The following is a 5,803-nucleotide window of genomic DNA, read 5'->3' on the forward strand; positions in this document are numbered from 1 at the left end:
GATGGAGGCATCCAGCTGATCGGAGGCAAAGACGGCGGCATCCCCAGACCCGGCGATGTCGACGATAGCCCGGGCGGTGCGGAGCTTCTCGGCGCGAACTGCTCCCACACCGTCGAGCGACACGGTGAGCTCGTCGGCGCGTCCGTTGAACGTTGCGTCACCCGCTCCGCTGAGATTGATGGTGACGGTCGCGGCATCTACTGAGTCGATGTCGACATCACCCGCGCCGTCGATGTCAACCCTCAGGTCATCGCCGGGCACGTTGGAACGGATGTCTCCCGCTCCCTCGACCCGGATGCCTTCCAGGTTCGGCAGGGTGAGCTCATATCTGATCCTGGCGCCGGAGACCGTCGGAGTGCCCGACCTGACACCGAGCACAAGTTCGCTGTTTTTCACGTCGGAGGTGAGTCGATCCATAATCTCAGCGGGAGCATGGATGACCAGCGACGGTTCACCCTCGCTGATCGTGACGTCACCCCACGAGTCGAGAACGACCGAGATGGCGGTATCGATGGAACGATCTTCGCTGATGACGGGACCGCGAGACGCAAGCCCGCAACCTGACAGGAAGAGGAGGGCACAAGCGGGGACGGTGATGAGGGCGAGGGTTCGGCGCATAAGACCAGATTAGGAAGTCCGCCGCGCATCTACCCGTGGGCTAACCCCCGAATTGGGGGTGTGGAAGGCTGCCTGTCGCGTGAGAACAACGTCAATCTCAGCGGTGCCAGCGCAGTGGGCTCTGCCGTGTCAACTTCAAGTTCAAGAGAAACTTGGAGAAAAGTTGGAGCTGGAGAACTGCTGAGCTTGAGGCTCCGCTGAGTGTCGCAGGGGGCGGATACGATGACCCACATGCCGAATCCCCCACCCCGGAGATCCCGGTGCACCGTTCCCCAGACAACCGATCTTTTCTGGCGCGAGTACGTGGACGAGCATCATGACTCCACCATCGAGTTGACCGACTGGATCGAGTCCCTCCAGCCGTTTGCTCAGAGCTCTGTACTCGGTCAGATTGATGCTCTTCTCGATCTGGCCGCGTCAGGCCAAATTCACGCCGGAGACGAAAGTAAGTTGCGTCCGATTCGTCGCGATCCGGACCTCTATGAGCTGAAGTGGAAACTTCTGTCGAAGGCGGTGCGGCAGCATCACGCGGAACCGCCTCACTATCCGGACGACCTCGTGAAACTCCACGTCCACATCAAATCAATGAGGAAGACCAGTGCGGAAACTCGGGCTGCGCAGGATATGGAAATTAGTCAAGCTCAGTTTCGATATGTCGCTGGAGAATCATCAGAGTGGACTCCATAAAGGGGGTACACAACTAACAGGTTGTGCGGCTAAGATCACCGCATGGCCGCCCTTGAAGAACTCCTTCGTCGTGCTCGCGGAAGTGTGCAGCATGCCCGAACGAAGATGCTGGCAAAGAACGACTACAAACTGATGGCAGACCTTGTCCAAATCCGCATTAGTCGAGGGCTGACTCAGCCGCAGGTCGCCGAACGACTGGGAATCTCTCAGCAGGCTGTTTCCAAGCTCGAGAGCTACAGCAGCGACCCGAGACTCTCTACCATCAGGCGCTACGCAAATGCTGTAGAAGCGCTTGTAGCTCATGTCGTTGAGGCTGACGAGGGGCAACTCGCCAATGGCCGCGCCTGGATCGCAACCACCTATACGACGACAACTGTGACGCCGAATCGGACGTATCCAGCCGAAGCGGTGCGTCGCGTCGATTATTCCGTCGCCGCATAGCCGTGACCCTTCACGTCTCTGACGTCCACGACTTCGTCAAGGAAGTCGAACTTGACACGCTCTTCATGCATGAGGAGCGCGGCCGGCGCCTTCGCTGGACCGACGACGAACTTCTTGAGATTGTTCTGCCCGTCACATCCAGCAGCCTGGCGGTAAGTCGTGACGAGGCACGGCACCGCTTTCGTTTTCGCACCACATTCACTGACCAGAGCGCCGAGTATGTTGCCGATTGCGAAGTCGTGTACATCCTGTCCGAGGACGTCGATGTTGCAGAGAGCGTGTCAATGGAATTCGCTGAGCGTGTTGCGTTCATGGCTGTGTATCCATACTTGCGGGCATCTATCTCCAGCTCGGCCGCTCGACTTGGATTGCCGATACCACTCCTAGGAATCGTGCGCCAGGGCGAATTCCAGAGTGGCGAGAAAATGACGCAGGAGCAAGTTCAGCAGGAGTTCATCGACGACCGTAGCGAGACTCTCGGCTAAGTGACGCTCTTGCAAGGGCAGTCTTTACGCAAATCCGGGCTGCTTTAGTCACACACGAAAGCGGCGCCACTCAAGCGGGTGTCGACGCGCCGAACGGGTCGTAGGCGCGACCATCTTGCACGATCTCACGGTTGAGTTCGGTGAGGCGCCGCACGAGCTCCGGGCCATCCTGCGCGACGGATGCCGGCCAGCCGTACGCGGCGGCGACCGCCACATCCAGCGCCCTGTGCAGCGCGGCGAGGTCGGTGAAGGCACCGTCATCCATCAGGTTGTAGAGCTTCGTGAGGCCGAGGTCATGCTCGAGGCACAGCTCGCTGCGACGCGCATACAGAGTGGATGCCGCGGCCGCCACCTTCGCGCGCGCCGCCTCGGTCACGGGGTCGGGCCACGGGAACGTCGCGAACACCGTCGTCGGGGTATACCTCAGTCGCGTTTCCAGCGTCGAGGACTGCGCCCACGCCCACGCATCGTGCGCCCGCGACATCAGGATTCCCATCGAGTAGTCGTCGTCGAATGCGAAAACCACGGTGGCGTCGCTCGCAATGGTGTTCTCATCGACCTTCGCGACAAACATCCGCTTACCGTGACGTCCGACAGCGAGGTATGTGTTGATTCCGTGAAGTGCTCTACGCATCTGCACGCGCGCCCTGCCGAATACCCACCACTTCGCACGGAATCCGCTATCAGCGTTGAGATCGCGTTCGGGTTTCACTCTCTCCCGAACGATCTTGAGGGCTGCTGGATACTTTGCTGCGATCTCCAACGACCGGTCATTAAAGTCGATGATCCATCGGGCGGGGGTCTGGGTAGGTATTTCAGCGATGTCTTCGCTGTCCAGGTAGGGCCGGATCACGTCGCTATATCGGATCTCGGCATCGCCAATTAGTTTTTGGGCCTCAGTGCTTTGGATGACGAAGCCTTTGCCTACCGGGATGGGGCCCTGAAAGCTGCGATTACTATTGCCGGCAAGAGTCGTTGGATTCCAAGTCGAGGTCGATCCCGCGCGTAATGAGGATGTGATTGCGGTCACCGCCGAGCCATCCAAACTTATTGATGACTCCGGGCCCACTGGCTGCATCACCCAGTTCACCAGACTCACATGAACCTTCGCGTCACCCGGCCATTTCTGGCTGGATACAGCATCGGTGATGACGCCGCCGTTAGCAACGATGTAGTCCAGCGAAGCGCTCCGCGCGGTATTCTGCGAGATCGAGTTGGTGCCCACGAGCCCAGCTCGCTGCCCCGGCTTCAGATGGTCGTGCGCCTTGCGGAACCAGTAGACGCACAGGTCCTTGATGCCGACATCGAAGGTGCTGTCTAACCACTTCAGATAGTCACCGCCGAGCCCTGCGCGCAAGAGTTGTGAGCCCAAAAACGGCGGGTTCCCGATGATTGCGTCGACCTCGGGCCAGTCAGCCCGCAGTGCGTCTGCGGCGCGGATTCCGGAGAGATCGATAAGCGGCAGCACCGGCTCGGCCTCGCCGAAGCGGTCGACCATCTGGCGGTGACCCATCCACAATGTCACTCTCGCAATGAGCACCGCGATCGGCTCGATGTCGATGCCTTTGACGTTCGACAGCGGGTAGTAGAGGCCGGCGGTCGAGGGGGCGGGGGTTCCGGCATCCGCTGCGAGAGTCACGACGCGCTGTTTAATGTCGAACTCGAGCGCACGCAGTTCGCGATACGCAACGTAGAGGAAGTTGCCGCAACCGCATGCCGGGTCGAGCACGCGAAACTTGCAGAGTTCGTCGAGGAGGGCCCGGGCATCCTGAGCCGAAGTTGTGGCCTCGATGCGCTCGCGCCATGGACGGATGATTGTCGGCGTGACGATTTTCATGATGTCTGACTCGTGCGTGTAATGGGCGCCGAGGCGCTCGCGGCGCTCCTCGCCGAGCACCCCCTCCATGAGCGAGCCGAAAATCGTGGGGTCGACTGTGTGCCAGTCGAACTCGGCGGCCTTCTTCAGGTGCAGCAGTTCATCCCGATTCATGAACACCGCGGCGGGCCTCGCGAACAATTCGCCGTTCACGTAGCGCGTGCCCTTGTAGCGGCCGTGGCGATTGTGGCTGCCCTTCTGGTTGAGCAGCGTGAACAGGTACCCGATGTCGCGCGCAGAATCCGCGTTCGGGTCGAGGATGAGAGAGTCAACCGTGCTTTGCAGGGGGTAGCCCTCAAGCATGCCGAGGTCTTCGGCGAACAGGCACCACACCAGCTGCATCGTGAAACGCTGGATCTCATCGATGGGCGCTGCTGCCCGGTCTGCCAGCGACGTGTACAGCTCGGCGATGTGCTTCGCGGCATCGGTGGTCAGGGTGCGGCGGTGCTCGGCGAACACCGGCTCGCTCGAAGCCGACTGTAAGAACAGCAGCGAGTCGTAGCGTTCCGCCAGTTCGGCCAGCGGAAAGCTCAGGCGCGCCTCGTTCGGGAAGCGACCTGGCTCCCAGATCTCGAACTGGCCAAAATTGCAGGCGATCACAAACCGGGCAGCCGGGATGTTCTCGGCAGAGTTCGACGACTCCTGCCAGTAACGCTGCCGCTGTTCCCGAGCCTTCTCGAGCGAGATGTGCGGCGCCTTCATCTCGACGATCAGGGTGCCGGGCCAGTGCAGATCCATGAAGCCCGCGGAGGTCTTGAAGTCTTCGAACAACGCTCCGGCCTCAGACCGGTCTGTTCCGTAGCAGGCGAACAGTTCATTCAGGAAGGTCTGCGCTTCGGCCTTCTCCGAACCGGAGTAGCCCGACCACTTCGCCGTGAACTTCTGCAGGGCATCCTGAATCTCGGGGCCGCTACGCACGCTCAGATCAACCGCAGCGAGTCGCCGGCGTAATAGGTGTCTTGCATGAAGCGTTTGTGACTGCGCTCAAGGTCGGCGATCATCTCGGTGAGGGCGAGCTCGATGTTGTTATCGCCGCCGCTCTTGCGCACACGCACCAGGGCCTTCTTCGACCGGGCGAGAGTGTGCTCGAGGTTCAGGAGCACGTCGCTGACCTCACCCAGAGCTTGCTCATGGGCCGCCTGCTGGGGGCTGCGGTGATTGTCACTCGCCGGGTTGCTCACGGGGTGCCTCCTTGGCAAAACTTCTGCGTCCAGTGTACGGCGGGGGTGTGACCTCGAAACGTGGGTGTGGAGAACTGTTCACCCGGACAGGCTTGAGGCGCGCGGCACCTGCCAACGCGGCCGGGGTCGCGACTGCGCAAGTTGCTGCTCTCTCCCATCCCCGCCGAGACCGCTCAAACTGTTGCTAAAAGTTTGGGGTAGCAGCAGTTTGAGCGGTCTCGACGGCCGGGGGTAGCCGGACTGCTTCGCCGTGACCTTCTGCGGGGCATCCTGAGCATCCAGCGTGACGCTCAGGCGAACAGGGTCGAGCCCAGCGGCGCTCGCGTGCTGAACCCCGGGAGCATCAGGAAGGTGCCGCTCGCCGTGGGGGTCACATATTTCATCAGGTCATCGACCTCGTCGAGGCGCTGCTGGGTGACGGTGAAGGTGCGCAGCTCGCTCTGGAACGAGATGAAGACCAGCCCCGCTTCTGCTTCGTTCTCAAAGGAATAGCTGCGCCGAAACATCAGCCCCGA

Annotated in this window: 6 protein-coding genes and 1 pseudogene; 3 read left to right on the forward strand and 4 right to left on the reverse strand. The window is 61.0% G+C overall.

Features of this window, described 5'->3' with window-relative positions:
• A partial coding sequence (locus RMN95_RS12790; protein WP_309617293.1) for a GIN domain-containing protein occupies positions 1-618 on the reverse strand: 618 nt, incomplete at its 3' end.
• A gap of 231 nt (positions 619-849) precedes the next feature.
• Here RMN95_RS12790 and RMN95_RS12795 point away from each other — a divergent pair.
• The 3 genes from RMN95_RS12795 to RMN95_RS12805 are packed head-to-tail and all read left to right on the forward strand — an operon-like array spanning position 850 to position 2,231.
• A complete protein-coding gene (locus RMN95_RS12795; RefSeq protein WP_309617294.1) occupies positions 850-1,305 on the forward strand; it encodes a hypothetical protein in 456 nt (151 codons plus the stop codon).
• A gap of 42 nt (positions 1,306-1,347) precedes the next feature.
• The gene (locus tag RMN95_RS12800; RefSeq protein WP_309617295.1) at positions 1,348-1,746 is read left to right on the forward strand and encodes a helix-turn-helix domain-containing protein; all 399 of its coding nucleotides are present in this window, start codon (positions 1,348-1,350) and stop codon (positions 1,744-1,746) included.
• A gap of 2 nt (positions 1,747-1,748) precedes the next feature.
• The gene (locus RMN95_RS12805; protein WP_309617296.1) at positions 1,749-2,231 is read left to right on the forward strand and encodes a hypothetical protein; all 483 of its coding nucleotides are present in this window, start codon (positions 1,749-1,751) and stop codon (positions 2,229-2,231) included.
• Between the two features lie 70 nt (positions 2,232-2,301).
• Here the strand turns inward: RMN95_RS12805 and RMN95_RS12810 are convergent, their stop codons facing one another.
• From RMN95_RS12810 to RMN95_RS12820, 3 genes and pseudogenes are all read right to left on the reverse strand, one after another.
• The gene (locus tag RMN95_RS12810) at positions 2,302-5,025 is read right to left on the reverse strand and encodes a DNA methyltransferase (RefSeq protein WP_309617297.1); all 2,724 of its coding nucleotides are present in this window, start codon (positions 5,023-5,025) and stop codon (positions 2,302-2,304) included.
• 2 nt (positions 5,026-5,027) lie between these two features.
• Positions 5,028-5,288 carry a hypothetical protein gene (locus RMN95_RS12815; RefSeq protein WP_309617298.1) on the reverse strand — a complete coding sequence of 87 codons (261 nt, stop codon included), beginning with the start codon at positions 5,286-5,288 and terminating at the stop codon, positions 5,028-5,030.
• Between the two features lie 290 nt (positions 5,289-5,578).
• A pseudogene (locus tag RMN95_RS12820) lies at positions 5,579-5,803 on the reverse strand (Dyp-type peroxidase domain-containing protein); the annotation flags it as partial.

It is taken from the genome of Salinibacterium sp., assembly GCF_031364185.1.
Classification (GTDB): domain Bacteria; phylum Actinomycetota; class Actinomycetes; order Actinomycetales; family Microbacteriaceae; genus Rhodoglobus.

Coding starts and splice junctions, on each gene's coding strand:
- RMN95_RS12795 (WP_309617294.1), top strand. CDS start 850: ATGCCGAATCCCCCACCCCGGAGATCCCGGTGCACCGTTCCCCAGACA.
- RMN95_RS12800 (WP_309617295.1), top strand. CDS start 1,348: ATGGCCGCCCTTGAAGAACTCCTTCGTCGTGCTCGCGGAAGTGTGCAG.